A 17,236-nucleotide genomic window follows, 5' to 3' on the forward strand; every position below is an offset into this window, starting at 1 on the left:
GAGGCTAGCGTTCCCGGCAACGAATGAACGCCACGACGGAGCAGTCGGTGGGACGGGGACAGGCAGGTACCGAGGGACGGGTCGCCGTCCACGATCTGGTGAAGCGGTTCGGCCCCGTGGCCGCCGTCGACGGCGTGTCGCTGGAGGTGCAGCCGGGCGAATTCGTGGCCCTGCTGGGGCCTAGCGGGTCCGGTAAGACCACGATCCTGATGGCCATCGCAGGCTTCGAGTATCCCACTTCGGGCCGCATCGAGATCGGCAGCGACGACGTCACCTGGGCGCCCGCCAACAAGCGCAACCTCGGCATGGTGTTCCAGCGCTACACGCTCTTCCCGCACATGAGCGTGGCCGAGAACATCGCCTTTCCCTTGAAGATGCGCGGCGTGGCAAAGGCCGAGCGCGAGCGCCGGGCGCTGACCGCATTGGAGACGGTGCGGCTCGGCGGCTATGGCGAGCGGCGGCCGAACCAGCTTTCGGGCGGCCAGCAGCAGCGCGTGGCGCTGGCCCGCGCCATCGTCTACCAGCCGCGCGTGCTGCTGATGGACGAACCGCTGTCGGCGCTCGACAAGAACCTGCGGGAGGAGATGCAGCTCGAGATCAAGCATCTCCAGCAGCAGCTCGGCGTCACCGTCGTGTTCGTGACGCACGACCAGACCGAGGCCATGACCATGGCCGACCGGGTGGCGGTGCTGGATCACGGCCGCCTGCAGCAGGTGGGCGCGCCGCGCGATCTTTACGAGACGCCGGCTACCCCCTTCGTCGCAGGCTTCATCGGCGAGACCAATTTCCTGTCCGGCCGCGCCACCCATGCGGCGGGCAAGGGCACCGACTTGGCGGTCGAGCTTGATGGCGGCGGGCGAACGACGGCGACGGCGGTCGATGCCGCGGCCGCCGGGCAGGCCGTGCGCGTGGCCGTGCGGCCGGAGCGCATCCAGTTGACCGAACCCGGCAGCGGTCTGGCGGCGACGGTCATCGAGGCGATCTATGCCGGCGTCGCCACCACCTGCATCGTCGAGCTGGGCGGCGAGCGCCGCGTGCGGGCCCGCATTCCGGCCGGCATCGGCGAGCGCGAGTGGCGGCCGGGCGAGGCGGTCGGCGTCGCCTGGCGGGCGGCCGACGCCCGCGCCTTCGGGGCCGCCCCGTGAGCGCCCGGCGGCCGGCTGCCTTCTTCCTGGGCGGGCGCCACCTGAGCGAGGCCGCCAGCCTTGCCTTGATCGTCCCGTTCCTGGTCCTGCTGGTGGTCGTCTTCCTGCTGCCGCTCGGCACGCTGCTGCATGAGAGCCTGCTGGTGCCCAAGCCGACGCTGGCCAACTACGAGCGCGTCTTCGGCGAGCCGGTCTACCTGCGCGTGATGTGGCGCACGGCGCGCATCGCCGTCTACGTCACCATCGTCACGCTGCTGCTGGGCTACCCGTTGGCCTATGTCATGTCGCGCAGCAGCGGGCTGAAGCTGGGCCTGATGGCGGCCGCCGTGCTGCTGCCGCTGTGGACCAGCGTGCTGGTGCGGACCTATGCCTGGATGGTGCTGCTGCAGCGCAACGGGCTGGTGAACGAGGCGCTGACCGGGATCGGCTTCATCGATGCGCCAATCCGCCTGCTCTATACCGAGGGGGCGGTCGTGCTGGCGATGAGCCACGTGCTGCTGCCCTTCATGGTGCTGCCGGTCTTCTCGGCGCTGAAGGGCATACCGGAGGACTATCCGCGCGCCGCCCTGATGCTGGGGGCGTCGAACTGGAGCACCTTCCGCGAGGTGATCTGGCCGCTGTCGCTGCCGGGCGTCGTCAGCGGCTGCCTGATGGTGTTCCTGCTGGCGCTGGGCTTCTTCATCACGCCGGCGCTGATCGGCGGGCCGCAGCAGATGATGATCGCCACCCTGGTGTCGCAACAGGTGCGCGAGATGCTGAACTGGCCCTTTGCCGGCGCGCTCGTCGGTGTGCTGCTGGCCTTCGTGCTGGCGCTCACCATCGCCTTCAACCGCTTCATCCGGCTGGAGCGCTTCGTGGGGACAAGATCGTGAGCCGCCCACCGCGCCAGGGCGGGGTTGGGCGCCTGCTGCTGCATGCGCTGGCCTATGCCGTCATTGTCTTCCTGCTGCTGCCGACGGTGCTGGTGGCGCCGATGTCGGTATCTCCGGAGAAATACCTGCAATTCCCGCCGTCCGGTTTCTCGCTGCGCTGGTACGGCGAGTATTTCGCCGACCGGGAGTGGGTGGAGGCGACGCTCTTCAGCGCCGAGGCCGGCATCATCTCGGCCATCGGCGCCACCATCATCGGCACCATGACGGCGCTGGCCCTGGTGCGCGGGCGGATCCGCGGCCGGGCCTTCGTCGAGCTGCTGATCATCGGCCCCGTGGTGGTGCCGCACATCGCGCTCGCGGTCGCCATGTTCCTGGTCTACGAGCAGCTGCGCCTGACCGGCACGCTCGTCGGCTTCGCCATGGCCCATATCGTCCTGGCCTTGCCGTTCGCCATCTTCACGATCCTGGCGGCGCTCTATCGTTTCGATGCCGACCTGGAGATGGCCGCACTGTCCTGCGGGGCCAGCCGCGTCGCCACCTTCCGCCACGTCACCCTGCCTATGATCGCGCCCGGCGTCGCCTCGGCAGCACTCTTCGCCTTCATCATCTCGTTCGACGAGGCGGTGGTCTCGTTCTTCATCTCCGACCTCGATCGCAAGACGCTGCCGCGCAAGATGTTCGAGGACATCGACTTCGACGTCTCGCCGGTGCTGGCGGCGGTCGCCACCATGCTGAGCCTCTTGACCATCGCGGTCCTCGTGATGGGCCACTTCTTCAAGCAGATGGCGGATCGCCGCGCCGCGCCGGCCGCCGCAGGGGGGAAAGAATGAAGACCGCGATCCTGACCGGCCTGGCCCTGGCCCTGGCCCTGGCCCTGGCTGCGGCACCCGCTGCCGCCCAGAAGAAGGAAGTCGTCATCGCCGCCACCGGCGGCACCATGGAACGCGCGCTGGTCGAGCAGTTCTACAAGCCGTTCGAGGAAGCGACCGGCATGCCGGTCAACAAGGTGACGACCGAGCTGCCGTCGCAATGGGCGCGGGTCCAGGCCAACGCCCGCACCGGCCGCCAGCAGTACGACATCGTGACCGCGACCTTCCCCGACCTGATCCAGCACAAGGACCAGCTGGTCGAGATCGACTGCGCGAAGCTGCCGAACATGAAGCGCGCCTCGCCCGGCGCCTGCATGCCCTACGGCGTCATGCGTTCGATCGGCGCCATGGTCATGGTGTGGAACACCGACATGCTGAAGGGCAAGTCGCCCGAGAGCTGGAAGGATTTCTACGACGTCCAGAACTTCCCCGGGCCGCGCGGCCTGCCCGATACCGGCGACCGCGAATACTGGGTGCCGATCACGGCCTTGCTGGCCGACGGGGTGGAGAAGGACAAGCTGTTCCCGCTCGACCTCGACCGCGCCTACAAGAAGCTGGACCAGATCAAGCCGCATGTCGCGGTGTGGTGGAAGAGCGGCGACCATGTGCAGCAGATCCTGCGCTCGGGCGAGGTCGCCATGACCATGAGCTACAGCGGGCGGGCGCTGATCATGTCGCGCGAGCGGCCCAACGTGCAGATGACCTTCAACCAGGGCATCCGCGACGTCGGCATCTGGGCGGTGATCAAGGGGGGCCCCAACACCGACGGCGCCATGGCCTTCCTCGACTTCTTCATGGCCGGGCCGGAACGGCACGTGAAGTTCGCCGACCAGCTCAATACGGCCACCGCCAACATGGACGCGCTCGACCTGCTGCCGGAGGCCGAGAAGCGGCGGCGTGCCAACCATCCGGACAACTGGTCGCGCCAGGTCATGCCCGACTTCGAGTGGGTCGGCGCCAACCGCGAGAAGCTGCGCGAGCGCTGGGTCGCCTGGCTCACTCGCTGATCGCACGATGAAGCAGCCCGTCCCGGCACCGGCGATGGAGGAGAGCTTCGGCCCGCTGGAGCGCGAGAGCCTGACCGCGCGGGTCTATGGCGAGCTGCGGACAGCCCTGATGGAGGGGCGGTTCTGGCCCGGCCACCGCCTCAAGATCCGCGAGCTGGCCGCCACCATGCGGGTGTCGGAGACGCCGGTGCGCGAGGCGCTGATGCAACTCGTGCGCGAACGCGGGCTGGAGATGCATGCCGGCCGCTCGATCACCGTCGCCCGGCTGTCGCTGGCCCAGTACCTGGAGCTGCGGACCATCCGGCTGATGCTGGAGGGGCTGGCGGCCGAGACGGCGGCACTGCGCATCGACACGGCCGGCATGGCCGAGCTGGCCGCCGTGCATGAAGACCTGATCGCAGCCGAACGGGCGGGCGCGTGGCGGGACGCGATCCGCGCCAATTGGCGCTTCCACCACCGTCTCTATCGCGCGGCCGCCATGCCGGAGCTGCTGACGTTGCTGGAGGGCCTGTGGCTGCGCAACGGGCCGCTGCTCAACTACCTCTACCCCCATGCCATGCCGACCTATGCCGGCCGGCACCAGCACCTGGAAGTGCTGGACGCGCTCGCGCGGCGTGACGCGGCAGGGGTGCGCGATGCCATCCGGGCCGATACGATCGAGGGCGGCATCCGGCTGGTGGCGCTGCTGGAGGACATGGAGGCGGGCCGGATCGCCCTGCTGGAAGGCGGGGATGCGAAGGCCGGGGCGCCGGCGTGATCGCGATCGAACGAACAGGAGGAGGGCAAGATGGGGATCTCTAGGCGCAGTGTGCTGGCCGGCGCGGCCGTGATGGCGATGGCGGGCCCGGCGATCGTGGGGCTGGCGATGCCGGCCGCCGCCCAGAAGGGCGACGTCATCATCGCCACCACCGGCGGGCTGATGGAAAAGAGCCTGCAGGAGCATTTCTACAAGCGGTTCGAAGCCGAGACCGGCATCCGCGTCCGCTCGGTGCCGATCGAGCTGCCCGACCAGTGGGCGCGCGCGGTGGCGGGTTCGCGCAGTGGCAACGTGCCCTTCGACATCGTCACGGCGACGCCGCCCGACATGGTGCAGCGCAAGGATATCCTGGAGCCGCTCGACTGTGCCGGGATGGAATCGGTGAAGGCCAACGGCCTGCCGAACTCCTGCTTTCCCAACGGCCTGATGCGCACCGCCGGCGGCATGACGCTGGTCTGGAGCACCAAGGCCTTCCCGGCGGGCAAGGAGCCCAAGAGCTGGGCCGATTTCTTCGACGTGAAGAACTTTCCCGGCCCGCGCGCGCTGCCCGATACCGGCGACCGCGAGTGGTGGGTGCCGACGATGGCGCTGATCGCCGACGGCGTGCCGGTGGACAAGCTGTTCCCGCTGGACGTCGACCGCGCCTACAAGAAGCTCGACACCATCAAGCCGCACGTCGCCGCCTGGTGGAAGAGCGGCGACAACATCATGCAGATAATGCGCGGCGGCGACGCCGTCATGACCATGGCCTATTCCAGCCGCTCGGTGCCGCTGGCCAAGTCGGGTGACTTCAACTTCACCTGGAACGGCGCCATCCGCGATGTCGGCAACTGGGCGGTGCTGAAGAACGGCCCGAACACCAAGAATGCCATCGCCTTCCTGGAGTTCTTCGTGAAGGGCCCGGCCGAGCACGTGCCGTTCAGCGCCAAGGTCAGCTTCGACAGCAACAACCGCGAGGCGGCCTCGATGATCCCGGCCGAGGAGCGGCGCTTCCGCCCGTCCTGGCCCGATAACTGGTCGCAGCTCGTCATCGCGGACTATGAGTGGATCGCGGCCAACCGCGACCAGCTCCGCGAGCGCTGGACCACCTGGGTGACCAAGTAAGAGCCAGAGCCGAGAGGGACGAAACGCCATGCTGGTGAACGATCCGGCCGCCGCGCACTTCGAGATCGACCCCGACCGGGTCGATCTCGTCGAGGAGTTCCGGCGCAACCCGAAGGGCCCGCACAGCGACACGCTGCGCAAGGTGCTGCATCGGATGCGCTGGTCGGGCGAGGGCGGCCGGTTCGTTCTCGTCACCGTCGAGCCCGGCCGCCGCTGGGTGCTGGGGCGCCTGCCCGAGCGCCGCGGCGACCCGGTGGAGTTGTTCCGCAACCAGACCTTCGACAACCCGGCCGAGGCCGAATGGCACGTCTTCAAGCTGCGCTGGCAGGCGATCACCGGCCGCGCGATCGAGGCCGATTCCGTGAGCGGGAGCTGAGGGCGCCATGGTCGACACCAATTCCGTCCTGGGCTATGCCGCGCCGATCGTCGCCTCGCCCGGCGAACGCATCCAGTTCCACCTGTCCAGCGCCAGCCTGACCGAGGTCGGGGTCGAGGTCGTGCGCGTGCGCTGCGGCGACCCGGACCCGGCCGGGCCGGGCCTGCGCCTGCGCGCCATGGGGTCGGCGATCGACGGCCGACGGCCGGTCCACTTCCAGCCGATCCGCCCCGGCTCGTTCGCGCTGATCCCCGATCGCATGCCGCTGCCGCAACTCGGCAGCTTCTCCTTCGCCTGCTTCCTGTGGCCAACCTGGCCGGCCAAGGGCGCGACGCAGACGGTGGCAGCCCGCGTGGGGGCGACCGGCGAGGGCTGGCGGCTGGAGATGATGGCCGACGCCTGCCTGCGCCTGGTCGTGCAGGCCCGCGACGGGCGTACGGCGGAGGTGAGGTCCACCAAGCCAGTGCTGGAGCGCGAGTGGGTTTTCGTCGCGGCCAGCTACGACGAGGGCGGCGCCCTGCTGCTGGAGCAGGCGAGCCTCGACCCGCAGGCCGGACGCGACTGTTCCTGCTCCAACGGCGCTTCGGCGCCCGGTGGCCTGGCCTGGCCGGCGGCGACGCCGCTGACGTTGGCCGCGCGTTGGACGGGGTGGGACGGCGACCGGCCGGTCGCGGCCGCCCACTTCAACGGCAAGATCGACCGCCCGCGGCTCTATGGTGCTGCCCTGTCGGGCGACCAGCTTCGCGCCCTGTGCGAGGCGGTGGTGCCGCGCGCGGGCGACCCGCTGCTGGTCGGCGCCTGGGACCTGTCGCGCGGCATCGGCAGCGACCTGGTCTGCGACCGTGCCGCCAACCGCCTGGACGGGCGCCTCTACAACCTGCCGGCGCGCGGCGTCACCGGCGCCAACTGGGACGGCACGGTCATGTCCTGGCAGGCCATGCCCGAGCAGTATGGCGCCGTCCATTTCCACGACGACGACATGGCCGATGCCGGCTGGCAGCCCGATTTCGCGCTCGACGTGCCGACCGACTGGCCGAGCGGATTCTACGCCCTGAAGCTGACGGGCACGCGGCCCGACGGCGACCCGGTCGAGAGCTTCGTCGGCTTCTTCGTCCGCGCGCCGCTGGGCCAGGCCAAGGCGCCGGTCGCGTTCGTGGCCTCGACGGCGACGTTCCTCGCCTATGCCAACAGCGCGCTGCGGCTCGACCAGAGCCACGCGGAATCCATGCTCGAAGGGCTGATCCAGCTCTCGCCCGACGACTGCTACATCGCCGAGCATCGCGAACTGGGCCTGTCGACCTACGACACCCATGCCGACGGCAGCGGCTGGATCTATTCGACCGCCCTGCGGCCGATCCTCAACATGCGGCCGCGGGCCAACAGCTTCAACTATGTGAACGACACCCATGTCCTCGACTGGCTCGAGGAGAAGGGCTTCGAGTACGACATCATCGCCGACGACGACATCCACCGCGAGGGGGCGGCCCTGCTGGCGCAGTATCGCTGCGTCATCACCGGGACCCATCCGGAATACTATTCGCGCGAGATGTGGGACGCCTTCGACGCCTATCAGCGCGGTGGCGGCCGGCACATGTATCTGGGCGGCAACGGCTTTTACTGGCGCATCTCGTGGAACCCGGCGATGCCGGCCTCGATCGAGGTGCGGCGCGACGTCAGCGGCGTGCGCACCTGGGAAGGGGAGCCGGGCGAGGCCTACCACTCCTATACGGGCGAGTTCGCCGGCCTGTGGCGGACCAGCGGGCGGGCGCCGCAGCGCCTGGTGGGCGTCGGCTTCGATGCCCAGGTCTTCGACCGCTCCGCCTTCTATCGGCGCCTGCCCGCGAGCCACGACCCGCGCGTCGCGTTCATGTTCGAGGGTATCGGGGCGGACGAGCGCATCGGCGATTTCGGCCTGCGCAACGGGGGAGCGGCGGGGCTGGAGATCGACCGTGCCGACCCGACCCTGGGCTCGCCGCCGCACCTGCTTCGCGTGGCGACGGCCGACCGCATCGGCTATGGCGGCCTGCCCTCGCCGGAGGAGTTCCGCACCGCCCATCGCGGCCTCGATGGCGAGCAGAACGCCAATGTCCGCGCCGACATGATCTTCTTCCCGACGGCGGCGGGCGGCGGTGTGTTCGCCACCGGTTCGATCGCCTGGGCCTGTGCCTTGTCGCCCAAGGGCTATGCCAACAACGTGTCGCGCATCACCGAGAACGTCCTGCGCCGGTTCCTTGACCCGGCCCCGTTCGCGGGCTTCTAGCCCTGCCCGGAGAACCCGTCATGCCGAGCCTGCCGAATTCCGTCGATACCGCCCTGCGCCAGCGCGCCGCCCGCGTGGTGCCGGGTGGCATGTGGGGCCACCTCAACGCCGCCCGCCTGCCGGAGGGCTATCCGCAGTTCTTCGCCCGGTCCGAGGGCTGCCACCTGTGGGATGTCGACGGCAACGAATATGTCGACCTGATGTGCAGTTGGGGCCCGATCGTCCTGGGCCACCACCATCCCAAGGTGGAGGCGGCGGTGCGCCGCCAGGCGACCGCGGGAAGCTGCATGAACGGCCCCGGCGCCGTCATGGTCGAACTGGCCGAGAAGCTGGTGGCGACGGTGGCGCACGCCGACTGGGCGATGTTCCAGAAGAATGGCGGCGATGCCACCACGAGCTGCGTCACCATCGCGCGCGCCGGCACCCGGCGGCGCAAGGTGCTGGCCGCGCGCGGCTCCTATCACGGGTCCGCACCCTGGTGCTCGCCCTCGCTGGTGGGCGTGACGGCCGAGGACCGCGCCCATATCGTCCATTTCGACTACAACGATATCGCCAGCCTGGAGGCCGCCGCCGACCAGGCAGAGGGTGACCTGGCCGCCATCATCGTGGCCGCCTTCCGCCACGACCTGGCCCGCGACCAGGAACTGCCGACGCCCGAATTCGCCGCCCGCGTGCGCGCGATCTGCGACGCGACGGGGGCTGCCCTCATCCTCGACGACGTGCGCGCCGGCTTCCGCATCCATGCCGGCGGTAGCTGGGAGCCGCTGGGCGTGCGCCCCGACCTGTCTTCCTGGAGCAAGGCCATCGCCAACGGCCATCCGCTGGCCGCAGTAACCGGCAACGACCGCTTCCGCGAGGCGGCCGCGTCGGTCTTCGTCACCGGCTCCTTCTGGTGCGAGGCATCCTCGATGGCGGCATCGCTGGCGACGCTGGAGGCGATGGAGGAGGAGGGGGCGATCGCCCGCATGACGGCCATGGGCCAGCGCCTGCGCGACGGGCTGGCAGGCCTGGCCGCCGACAACGGCATCGGCTTGCGCCAGACCGGCCCGGTGCAGATGCCGATGGTGCTGTTCGACGACGACCCGGATTTCGTGCGCGGCGAGCTCTTCTGCGCCACGGCGATCCGCCACGGCGCCTATCTCCACCCGCGCCACAACATGTTCCTGTCGGCCGCCCACACCGCGGCCGACATCGACCGGGTGCTGGCGGCGGCTGCCGCCGGCTTCGCTGCGGTGCGCCAGGCGGGCTGAGCCTACCCGCCTATCGCATCGGGCGGCGGAATGCCGCCCGGGCTGTGGCCGCTTCCGCGCGGATGGCGCAGCCTTCGGCGTGGTCGTTGATCAGCCCCATGGCCTGCATGAAGGCAAAGACCGTGGTCGGGCCGACGAAGGACCAGCCGCGCTTCTTCAGGTCCTTGGATAGCGCGACCGATGCGGCCGAGGTCGTGGCGCTCTGCGGCGCGGCCAGGTCGGCCGCCGCCGGCTCGAAGCCCCAGATGTAGGCCGCCAGCGACCCTTCCTTGGCGACCAGTTCGAGCGCGCGGGCCGCATTGTTGATCGTCGCCTGGATCTTGCCGCGATGGCGCACGATGCCTTCGTCCTGCAACAGCCGCGCGACATCGGCCTCGGTGAACACCGCGACATGGGCGAAGTCGAAGCCCGCGAAGGCCGCACGAAAATTCTCGCGCTTGGCCAGGATGGTGCGCCAGCTCAGGCCGGACTGGAAACCCTCCAGGCACAGCTTCTCGAACAGGCGGCGGTCGTCGCCGACCGGGAACCCCCATTCGTGGTCGTGGTAGGCGAAGAACTCGGGCGCGGCGGCACACCAGCGGCAGCGCGGGCGCCCGTCCGGACCGGGGATCGTGGTGCTCACCCCAGGATCTCCGCCAGCTTTTCCGGCGGGCGGCACAGGCGGACGCCCTTGGCCGTGGCGACGATCGGGCGCTCGATCAGGACCGGGTGGGCCTGCATGGCATCGAGGATGGCGTCGTCCGTCGTGCCGGGCCGGTCGAGCCCCAACTCCTGCCACAGCGCGCCCTTGGTGCGCATGGCCGTGCGCGGCGTCAGGCCGGCGCGGGTGATCAGGTCGGCCAGCGTCTTGCGGTCGGGCGGGGTCTTCAGATACTCGACCACCTTCGGCTCGACCCCGGCCTCGCGCAGCGCCGCCAGCACCTTGCGCGAGGTGCTGCAGGCGGGGTTGTGATAGATCGTCGCCATCTCCGGGCTCCTCAGAATGCGATCTCGGCTGGCGCCTGCGGCACGCTCTTCCAGAATTCGGCATCGTGGCCGAAGAGGATTCGCGCGCCACCCTGTTCGAGGGCCGCCAGTCGGTCCAGCGAGGCGTGCATCATCTCGCGGTCGAAGACGCGGGCCGGCAGCCGGCGTTCGCGCAGGGTCCGGCAGAAATAACAGGAGTCCCCCGCGATCACGACCTCGCCGCCGTCCAGGCGGACCTTCAGGGACTGGTGGCCCGGCGTGTGGCCGGGGGTCGGGATGCAGACGACGCGACCGTCGCCGAACAGGTCCAGTTCCCCGTCTATCTTGCGGATCGGGTGGCCCAGTTCCAGATCGCGATGGTCGAGCCCATACCTGGCGCCACGCTCCGGGTCGCTGCCATAGTCCCATTCCGCCTGCTGGATGATCAGTTCGGCATTGGGGATCAGGCCGTTGCCGCCCGAATGGTCGAAATGCAGGTGCGAGGTGACGACATGGTCGATGCCGGCCGGATCGCGCCCGATTTCGGCCAGGCGGCCGCTCACCTCCTCGCCCGGCTTGAAGTCGTAGCCGAAGCGGGCTGCCTTCTCCGGCCCCAGCCAGGCGGCGGGATCGGTCTGCAGCAGAGGATGCATGCCGGTGTCGTAGAGGACGCTGCCCTTGGGGTGCTCGATCAGGAAGGTCGGCACCGGCACCATCTCGCGCCCCGACGAGCCTTCCATCATCGCCGCCATGTCGACTTCGAGGCGGCCGCAGGTGAGGGCGAACAGGCGGACGGTCATGGGCGGCACTCCGGGGCAGGCGGGAAGGCGGCGAGGATGCCACGCGTCGCGGGCATGCGTCGACGGCGATGCTACCCGTGGCCGGCGAATCCAGGTCTTATGGCCGCCATGTCGATTCGCCATGCCGCCCAGCCTGCCGTCGCCGCGACGGCCGCCCACAGTTCGGCGCGCACCGCGCTCAAGACCGTCTTCGGTTTCGATGCCTTCAAGCCGGGGCAGGAGGCGGTGGTCGACGCCGTGCTGGCCGGCCGCGACGTGCTGGCAGTGATGCCGACCGGCAGCGGCAAGTCGCTGTGCTACCAGCTTCCGGCCCTGATGCGCGACGGCCCGGTGGTGGTGGTGTCGCCGCTGATCGCGCTGATGCGCGACCAGGTGCGGCAGATGCGCGATTATGGCGTGGCCGCCGGCAGCCTGAACTCGGCCAACGATGCCGACGAGAACCGGCGCGTCTGGGGGGCCTTGCGGGACGGCACGCTGCGGCTGGTCTATGCAGCACCCGAGCGCCTGGTGCGCGAGGACACCGTCGCCATGCTGCGCGACTGCCGCCCGTCGCTGCTGGCGATCGACGAGGCCCATTGCGTCTCGCAGTGGGGCCATGACTTCCGGCCGGAGTACCTGGCCCTGGGGCAGGTGCGGGCGGCCCTCGGCGGGGTGCAGACTATCGCACTCACCGCCACCGCCGACGCCGCCACCCGCGCCGACATCGTCGCCCGCCTGTTCGAGGTCGAGCCGGAGGTCTTCGTCCAGGGGTTCGACCGGCCGAACCTGTTCCTGGCGATGCAGCCCAAGGGCAGCGCGCGCAACCAGGTGGCGGCCTTCGTTGCCCAGCGGACGGGTGCCAACGGCATCGTCTACTGCTCCTCGCGCAAGAAGACCGAGGAACTGGCGGAATACCTGCGCGGGCAGGGGCACCGGGCGCTGGCCTACCATGCCGGCCTGGAGAAGGAGCGGCGCGACGAGGTGCAGGACACCTTCCAGGCCGAGGACGGCATCGTCGTCGTCGCCACCGTCGCCTTCGGCATGGGCATCGACAAGCCGGATGTGCGCTACGTCGCCCATGCCGACCTGCCGAAGTCAGTCGAGGCCTACTACCAGGAGATCGGCCGCGCCGGCCGCGACGGGCTGCCGGCCGACACGCTGACGCTCTATGGCCTGGACGACATGCGCCTGCGCCGGGTGCAGATCGAGGAGAGCGACGCGTCGGAGGCGCAGAAGCGGGTCGAGCGGCAGCGGTTCAACGCGCTGGTCGCGTTGTGCGAGGCGCCGCGCTGCCGCCGCCAGACGCTGCTGGCCTATTTCGGCGAGACGACCGAGCCGTGCGGGCATTGCGACCTGTGCCTGCAAGGCGTCGAGACATTCGACGGCACCATAGAGGCGCAGAAGGCCATGTCGGCCATCCTGCGCACGGGCGAGCGCTTCGGCACCGAGCATCTGGTGCAGATCCTGACCGGGGCCGACACGGAGGCGATCCGCCGCTTCGGCCATGACCGCCTGCCGACCTATGGCGTCGGCAAGGAGCGTGACGCCAATGGCTGGCGCTCGATCTTCCGGCAGATCTATGCCGCCGGCCTGATCCAGATCGACATCGTCCAGCATGGCCGCTGGACCGTCACCGACCGCGGCCGCCGGGTGCTGCGCGGCGAGGAGCGGATCGAGATCCGTCGCGACGTGATGACCGCCGGGCCCAAGGTGAAGGGCAAGGCGCCGCCCGCCGCCGCCGCGGCACCCGAGGATGCGGGCCTACTGGCGGCGCTCAAGGCGCTCCGCACCGAACTGGCCAAGACGCAGGGCGTGCCGGCCTATGTCGTCTTCGCCGACCGAACGCTGCTCGACATGGCGGCCCGCCGGCCGGCCAATGCCGACGCCATGCGCCAGGTGCACGGCGTCGGCGAGGCCAAGGTCGCGCGCTACGGCGACCGCTTCCTGGAAGTGGTGGCGCGCTTCCGGTAGCTCAGGCGGCAGCCGCGCCCAGCAGCAGGCCCGATGCCGGCGGCGCGTACTCGCCGGGGTCGAAGAAGGCGAAGTAGCGCTCGTCGACCAGATGGGCGTCGACGTCGGTCAGGCGCAGGATGTTGCCACCGCCCAGGTTGACGATCGCATTGCCGAAGCCGTCATCGACGATGCGCTCGACCAGCGAGGCGAAGTCGACGATGTCGGTGTTGTTCAGTCGCCGTTCCAGCAGGATCAGATCGCCGGACGGGGCATCGAAGCCGTCGATGCGGTCGAGGCCGCTGCCCGACTGGAAGAACACCCAGTCCTGGTCGGCCCCCTCGACATGGACGGTGTCGTTGCCGGCCCCGGTCCAGATGTCGTCCCCGCCCTGGTCGCTGTAGATGAGGTCGTCGCCGTCGCCGCCGTCGATGACGTCGTATTCCTTGCCGCCGAAGATGGTGTCGTTGCCCTCGCCGCCGCGGATGGTGTCGCGGCCGAGATTGCCCCACAGCATGTCGTCGCCAGTGCCGCCGCGGATGTCGTCGTCGCCCTTGCCGCCCAGCAGCACGTCGTTGCCGGCATCGCCGTCGATCCGGTCGTTCTCGGCATTGCCGAGCAGCGTGTCGGCGCCGCCATTGCCGTACATGCGGTCGATACCGTCGAGGCCGAGGGCCAGGTCGCCGCCTTCGGAACCGTCGATCGTGTCGTCGCCATGGAAGACATAGGCCTGGAGGTGATCCAGGCGGTGATCGGAAAGATAGCCCAGCACGGCGCCGATGCTGAGGTCGAAGCCCGTCGCGTGGACCTCGGGCAGGTCGCCCAGGTTAAAGTCGAAATCATGCAGCGTGCCGCCGATCAGGCGCCCGTCCTCGGAATAGCGGAAGCCGGTGCCCAGCGCGGTCAAGGTCGTACCGTCCGACACTTGGAGCACCGCCTGGGTGGCGGTTCCCGAAACCAGGACCGAGCCGTGGTCGAGTGCCTGCAGGCCGTGGCCCGCCGCACCCAGCGGATCCGTGAAGGCCGTTAGTTGTCCCATGTTTGCTTCCCCCCCGACGCCGATCGACGGCGATGCCAATCGGTAGACCGAACCAGGGGTCGTCACAAGCAGGGCGGATTGCGGGCCGGCGAAATAGCCCGTCAGTGGATGCGCGCCAGGCCCGGGTCGACGCAGGCTGTCTCGTCGCGCCGCGTCTCCAGCCGGATGGAGGGGATCCACAGGCCGGCATCGGCCGCTGCGCGCGCGAAGCCACCCAGGTGGCGCAGGCCGATGCGGACCGCGGCATGGGGCATCCAGCGCCCCAGCAGCAGCGTTGCCGCCAAGGGTCGCTGGCGCTGCAACTGGCCGATGCATTGCAGGAACGTCGCCTCGTCCGGGCTGAGACGGGCGCACTTGGCGCAACGGACATCGAGCGCCCGCTCGGCCGCCGTCAGGACGATGCCCATGAAGGCGCCGAAGTCGCCGATTGCCTCGTGATCGAGGTCGGCCAGCATCAGGCCCTCGCGCCAGTCGACGTGGCTGCCTTGCGGGTCGCGGTAGGGGGCGGCCCACAGGCGCAGCGACGACAGCGGCAGCAGCTCGCCCGGCGTCAATGCCTCGACCGGCCCATCGGATTCGTATCCCGGACCGGGGCGACGGTCGGCCAGCGAGACGACGGTGGATTCGGCCTGATTTCGACGCTGCAAAGCTGCCTCCTTGCGACCAATTGCCGCGAACGGGTATGGCTTTATTGATAGTGCAAATCATTCGCAGCAAAAAGCGGAAAGCGACGCCATGTAGTGGCGATCCGGGCCATCCACTCCGAGCGAGCCATCCCCGCCATGAGCAACCTGCGTCAGGAACGCGTCCTGTCGGTGCACCACTGGACCGACAGCCTGTTCAGCTTCAAGGCCACTCGTGATCCGTCCTTCCGCTTCCAGAGCGGGCAGTTCGTCATGATCGGGCTGGAGGTGGCCGGCAAGCCGCTGCTGCGCGCGTACAGCATGGCCAGCGCCTATTACGACGACACGCTGGAGTTCTTCAGCATCAAGGTGCAGGACGGGCCGCTGACCTCGCGCCTGCAGCACCTGAAGGAGGGCGACACCATCCTGGTCGGCCGCAAGCCGGTCGGCACCCTGCTGCTCGACAACCTGAAGCCCGGCCGCCACCTCTATCTGCTCGGCACCGGCACGGGCCTGGCCCCATTCCTCAGCCTCATCCGCGATCCCGAGGTCTATGAGCGCTTCGACAAGGTGATCCTGACCCACACCTGCCGGGTCACGGCCGAGCTTGCCTATCGCGACCTCATCACCCGCGAGCTGCCCGAGAACGAACTGATCGGCGAAGAGGTGCGGCGCAAGCTGATCTATTACCCGACCGTGACGCGCGAGCCCTTCCACACCCAGGGCCGCATCACCGACCTGATCCGCGAGGGCCGCATCTTCACCGATGTCGGGCTGCCGCCGCTGAACCCCGAGGATGACCGCCTGATGCTGTGCGGCAGCCCGTCGATGCTGCGCGACGCCAAGGCGCTCCTGGAAGAGCGCGGCTTCGAGGAAGGGAGCCAGGCCAAGGCCGGCCACTATGTGATCGAGAAGGCGTTCGTCGAGCAGTAGGACCGTGGACCAGGGCATGGAACGCGGTGGCGCCAGCCTGTGGCAGGCGACGGCGGAGCCGGCCCCGGCCTGCCCGCCGCTGGCCCGTGAGGTCGAGGCGGACGTGGCGATCGTCGGCGGCGGCTATACCGGCCTGTCGACGGCGCTCGCCCTGGCCGCGGGCGGCGCATCGGTCGTGGTCCTGGAAGCGCTGGAGCCGGGGTCGGGCGCGTCCGGCCGCAACGGTGGACAGGTGATTCCCGGCATCCGCCACTTTCCCGACGAGTTGGAACATGCGTTCGGCCCGGCCCTGGGCCGGCGCCTCTACGAGTTTGGCCTCGGCACCGCGGATGCGGCTTTCGCCCTCATCCAGCGTCATGGCATCGCCTGCGACGCCACGCGCAGCGGCTGGCTTCAGCCGGCCGACAAGCCGACGTCGATCGAGGCCTCGCGCCGCCGGGTGGGGCAGTGGCAGCGCATGGGGCACCCCGTCCGCCTGCTGGAGCGGGACGAGATGGCGGCAGCCCTGGGCAGCCCGGCCTATCTCGGTGGCTGGGTCCATGAGGGCGGCGGGACGGTGCAGCCCCTCTCCTATGCCCGCGGCCTGGCGCGCGCCGCGATGGCGGCAGGCGCCCGGATCCATGGCCGGTCGCCGGCCTTGTCGCTGGCGCCGGTTCGCGGGCGCTGGCGGGTCGCGACGCCGGCGGGGTCCGTGACGGCCGGCCGCGTCCTGCTGGCGACCAACGCTCTGGGCGGCGACCTGTGGCCGGCGCTGCGCCGGTCGCTGCTGCCGGTATGGAGCTTCCAGGTCGCGACCACGCCGCTGTCGCCCGCCGACCGCGCCCGCGTCCTGCCGGGCCGCCATGCGGCGTCGGACACGCGCGAGGTGCTGCGCTACTTCCGGCTGGATCGCGACGGCCGCCTGGTGATCGGCGGCAAGGGACGGCTGGGCGGGCCGCGCGGTCCGGGCTCGTTCGGGCTGCAACGGCGCATGGTGCGCCGGCTCTACCCGTGGCTGGCCGAGCAGCCGATCGCGCATTGCTGGGGCGGGCAGGTGGCGATCACGCCCGACCGTCTGCCGCGCGTGCACGAACTGGCGCCGGGCCTTCTGGCCGCGATCGGCTGCAACGGCAAGGGTGTTGCCCTCTGCTCGGCCCTGGGCGCGCCGTTGGCCGAGGCGCTGACCGGGCGGCCGCTGGGCGAACTGCCGCTGGCCCTGGCGCCCGTGCGGCCGATCCCGTTCCACGCCCTGCGCCCGTTCTACATCGCGGCGGGCTCGGCATGGATGAAGGCCAAGGACTGGCTCGGCTGATCGACCTGGCGCCCACAAGCCGGTTGCGGCGCCCGA

The 17,236-nt window shown here is 70.0% G+C and carries 17 protein-coding genes; 12 read left to right on the forward strand and 5 right to left on the reverse strand.

Going from position 1 to position 17,236, the window contains the following annotated elements:
- The first annotated feature begins 23 nt into the window (after positions 1–23).
- The 9 genes from STVA_RS11030 to STVA_RS11070 are packed head-to-tail and all read left to right on the forward strand — an operon-like array spanning position 24 to position 9,640.
- Positions 24–1,145 carry an ABC transporter ATP-binding protein gene (locus tag STVA_RS11030; protein WP_123688007.1) on the forward strand — a complete coding sequence of 374 codons (1,122 nt, stop codon included), beginning with the start codon at positions 24–26 and terminating at the stop codon, positions 1,143–1,145.
- A complete protein-coding gene (locus STVA_RS11035) occupies positions 1,142–2,017 on the forward strand; it encodes an ABC transporter permease (protein ID WP_123688774.1) in 876 nt (291 codons plus the stop codon). Before STVA_RS11030 ends, STVA_RS11035 begins: the two co-directional genes overlap by 4 nt.
- The gene (locus tag STVA_RS11040; protein WP_245978144.1) at positions 2,014–2,847 is read left to right on the forward strand and encodes an ABC transporter permease; all 834 of its coding nucleotides are present in this window, start codon (positions 2,014–2,016) and stop codon (positions 2,845–2,847) included. Before STVA_RS11035 ends, STVA_RS11040 begins: the two co-directional genes overlap by 4 nt.
- A complete protein-coding gene (locus STVA_RS11045; protein WP_123688008.1) occupies positions 2,844–3,893 on the forward strand; it encodes an extracellular solute-binding protein in 1,050 nt (349 codons plus the stop codon). The genes STVA_RS11040 and STVA_RS11045 overlap by 4 nt, the downstream gene beginning before the upstream one ends.
- A gap of 7 nt (positions 3,894–3,900) precedes the next feature.
- Complete coding sequence (locus STVA_RS11050) at positions 3,901–4,650, forward strand: GntR family transcriptional regulator (RefSeq protein ID WP_170216285.1); 750 nt, start codon at positions 3,901–3,903, stop codon at positions 4,648–4,650.
- Positions 4,651–4,680: 30 nt separating this feature from the next.
- Positions 4,681–5,754 carry an extracellular solute-binding protein gene (locus STVA_RS11055; RefSeq protein ID WP_123688010.1) on the forward strand — a complete coding sequence of 358 codons (1,074 nt, stop codon included), beginning with the start codon at positions 4,681–4,683 and terminating at the stop codon, positions 5,752–5,754.
- 28 nt (positions 5,755–5,782) lie between these two features.
- A complete protein-coding gene (locus tag STVA_RS11060; protein ID WP_123688011.1) occupies positions 5,783–6,130 on the forward strand; it encodes a N,N-dimethylformamidase alpha subunit family protein in 348 nt (115 codons plus the stop codon).
- A gap of 7 nt (positions 6,131–6,137) precedes the next feature.
- Positions 6,138–8,390, forward strand: coding sequence for a N,N-dimethylformamidase beta subunit family domain-containing protein (locus STVA_RS11065; RefSeq protein WP_123688012.1), 2,253 nt, complete (start codon positions 6,138–6,140; stop codon positions 8,388–8,390).
- Positions 8,391–8,410: 20 nt separating this feature from the next.
- Entirely contained in the window at positions 8,411–9,640 is a 1,230-nt protein-coding gene (locus STVA_RS11070) for an aminotransferase class III-fold pyridoxal phosphate-dependent enzyme (RefSeq protein ID WP_123688013.1), read from the forward strand.
- Positions 9,641–9,650: 10 nt separating this feature from the next.
- Here STVA_RS11070 and STVA_RS11075 read toward each other — a convergent pair whose 3' ends face one another.
- From STVA_RS11075 to STVA_RS11085, 3 genes are read right to left on the reverse strand one after another with little or no spacing between them, the layout of a single operon-like run.
- On the reverse strand, positions 9,651–10,262 hold the full coding sequence (locus STVA_RS11075; protein ID WP_123688014.1) for a DNA-3-methyladenine glycosylase I: 612 nt from the start codon (positions 10,260–10,262) through the stop codon (positions 9,651–9,653).
- The gene (arsC, locus tag STVA_RS11080; protein ID WP_123688015.1) at positions 10,259–10,606 is read right to left on the reverse strand and encodes an arsenate reductase (glutaredoxin); all 348 of its coding nucleotides are present in this window, start codon (positions 10,604–10,606) and stop codon (positions 10,259–10,261) included. The genes STVA_RS11075 and arsC overlap by 4 nt, the downstream gene beginning before the upstream one ends.
- Before the next feature lie 11 nt (positions 10,607–10,617).
- Positions 10,618–11,385 carry an N-acyl homoserine lactonase family protein gene (locus tag STVA_RS11085; protein WP_170216286.1) on the reverse strand — a complete coding sequence of 256 codons (768 nt, stop codon included), beginning with the start codon at positions 11,383–11,385 and terminating at the stop codon, positions 10,618–10,620.
- Positions 11,386–11,493: 108 nt separating this feature from the next.
- Between STVA_RS11085 and recQ the strand changes: the two genes are divergently transcribed.
- Positions 11,494–13,335, forward strand: a complete 1,842-nt coding sequence (gene recQ / locus STVA_RS11090) for a DNA helicase RecQ (protein WP_170216287.1) — start codon at positions 11,494–11,496, stop codon at positions 13,333–13,335.
- A gap of 1 nt (position 13,336) precedes the next feature.
- On the opposite strand, the gene STVA_RS27620 is transcribed toward recQ, so the two are convergent.
- Positions 13,337–14,353: a calcium-binding protein gene (locus tag STVA_RS27620; protein ID WP_170216288.1), complete on the reverse strand. Its 1,017-nt coding sequence runs from the start codon at positions 14,351–14,353 to the stop codon at positions 13,337–13,339.
- 101 nt (positions 14,354–14,454) lie between these two features.
- Positions 14,455–15,000, reverse strand: a complete 546-nt coding sequence (locus tag STVA_RS27625; RefSeq protein ID WP_170216289.1) for a hypothetical protein — start codon at positions 14,998–15,000, stop codon at positions 14,455–14,457.
- Positions 15,001–15,135: 135 nt separating this feature from the next.
- Between STVA_RS27625 and STVA_RS11100 the strand changes: the two genes are divergently transcribed.
- Together STVA_RS11100 and STVA_RS11105 are read left to right on the forward strand one after the other, a co-directional pair.
- Positions 15,136–15,909, forward strand: a complete 774-nt coding sequence (locus STVA_RS11100; RefSeq protein WP_123688019.1) for a ferredoxin--NADP reductase — start codon at positions 15,136–15,138, stop codon at positions 15,907–15,909.
- 16 nt (positions 15,910–15,925) lie between these two features.
- On the forward strand, positions 15,926–17,200 hold the full coding sequence (locus STVA_RS11105) for an NAD(P)/FAD-dependent oxidoreductase (protein ID WP_123688776.1): 1,275 nt from the start codon (positions 15,926–15,928) through the stop codon (positions 17,198–17,200).
- Positions 17,201–17,236: the final 36 nt, after the last annotated feature.

This window comes from Stella humosa (assembly GCF_006738645.1).
GTDB classification, from domain to species: Bacteria; Pseudomonadota; Alphaproteobacteria; order ATCC43930; family Allostellaceae; genus Allostella; species Allostella humosa.